Source organism: Thalassospira profundimaris, assembly GCF_003326755.1.
In the GTDB taxonomy this organism is placed as follows: Bacteria; Pseudomonadota; Alphaproteobacteria; order Rhodospirillales; family Thalassospiraceae; genus Thalassospira; species Thalassospira profundimaris_B.
In genome coordinates this window covers 1-1,781 of the sequence record NZ_JPWH01000066.1, presented here as the reverse complement: position 1 = coordinate 1,781, position 1,781 = coordinate 1, and the positions used below count along the sequence as shown (strand labels likewise).

Here is a 1,781-nt window from a genome sequence, read left to right as displayed (position 1 = left end):
GAGCGAAAATTAATAGGTCCTGAGCCTAGAAATCACATTAGACATTTACATACCCCGGATAAATGGTGACAACAAAACGCAGTTTTCACCCTGCAAGGTTCACTTCTTCATTCCCGCCGACCATCGCGTTTACTACTTGCTCACCAGTAACATCTGCAGATTTCAGGCTAGCCACATTCATGCCGAGACGCATTACTTCTATACGATCAGTTGAATTAACAACAAAATGATGTATGTCATGACTCACTACGACAATACCAAGACCTTCATCAGCCAGAGACCTGATTAGTGACGCAACCTGTTCAGCTGCAGAATGACTGAGGGCTGCTGTTGGCTCGTCAAAAATAACCACCTCAGGTTTCCACAAAATTGAACGAGCAATAGCAATATTTTGCCGCTGTCCACCTGACATGGCACCAACGGGCCGAGATAACGACAGATTGCCCAACCGCATGCGAGTTAACACTTCACGTGCACGCACCTCACATTCTGCACGACGAACTCGCCTAGCAAAAATTCCCGGACCGATTAATTCTCTTCCAAGAAAAAGGTTTTGGACCGCATCAAGGTTATTACAAAGAGCCAAGTCCTGATAAACGGTTTGAATACCAGAAGCAGTTGCATCTGAAGGGCTACTTATGTTGGAAGGTTGGTTTTTAAAATAGTATTCGCCAGAATCAAAGCGATGCACTCCCGCCATGACCTTCACAAGCGTCGACTTTCCCGCACCGTTATCCCCGACCAAAGCGACAATTTCGCCAGCATGCACATCAATCGATGCTCCACGTAAAGCGTGAAGGGATCCAAACGATTTATGAATATTGCGCATCGATAGTAAAGGCGTGTCAGAAGCTTCCGCCAGCTTGTTGCAACTTGTTTCAACAGTCTCTGTTGTAGCCATGATTCCTCCTGAAGGAATTTATTGATGAGGAAGGGCAGCACCTTCGGCACGCCCCTCCCTTTGCGATCTAGTGTCGCTTACATATTATTCTTGCAGACTTCGGTTTCTTGGATGCCCTGGCAAATTTCCGCCCATGACCAAACACCGGCAGTAACCACATCCTGCAAGTTATCGATGGTAATATTCGAGACAGGCAAGAAGACTGCGGGGACATCCATGTATTGATTGTTTACGCTACCGTTAACCAGCTCCTGTGGAACTCCGTTTCCTTGAAGGATCGACACTACAACGTCTGCCGCGTAAGCCGCTTCAACCCTGAGATCCTTCAGGATCGAGTTATCTTGCCAACCTTGAGCTATATACCGCAAAGCCTCAACGGTAGCATCCTGCCCGCCGGTTACCAGTTTCTCACCCGGGCCGTAACCTTGGCCAATCAAGGCCGCTACAGCTCCACCGGTTGTACCGTCATTCATCCCCAAGAAGACATCGACATTTCCACCGGTTCTTGTAAGACAATCTTCGGCGAACATTTGAGCCACCAGGGGGTTCCAGTCTTGCGTGTATTGCTCACAAACAACCTCGACTTTCCCTGAGTCAATAAGTGGCTGCAGAAACTCGTTCTGACCCTTTTCGTATTGACCCGTGCCATACTCACCCTGATTACCTTTAATCCGAGCAACCCGAACCGGTGTCTTCTCCATTGCTTCGATAAGCTCAGCGGCACGCTTACCCTGCGCCCGCCCTACCGAGAGTGAATCAAAGACGACGTGTGCGTCGGCCCTACCTCCCACTGCATCATGGTCATAAAGCACGACAGGAACATTTGCCTCTTCTGCAGACCGGAGACTCCCAGCTGGACACCCGCAAAAACCTATCGTCA

The 1,781-nt window shown here is 49.0% G+C and carries 2 protein-coding genes; both read right to left on the bottom strand.

The window, feature by feature from the left end; genetic code table 11:
- Window positions 1–85: 85 nt before the first annotated feature.
- A complete protein-coding gene (locus TH25_RS24555; RefSeq protein ID WP_114090863.1) occupies window positions 86–901 on the bottom strand; it encodes an ATP-binding cassette domain-containing protein in 816 nt (271 codons plus the stop codon).
- A 77-nt stretch (window positions 902–978) separates the two neighbouring features.
- Window positions 979–1,781: substrate-binding domain-containing protein (locus TH25_RS24550; RefSeq protein ID WP_114090862.1), on the bottom strand; the 803-nt coding region annotated here is incomplete at its 5' end.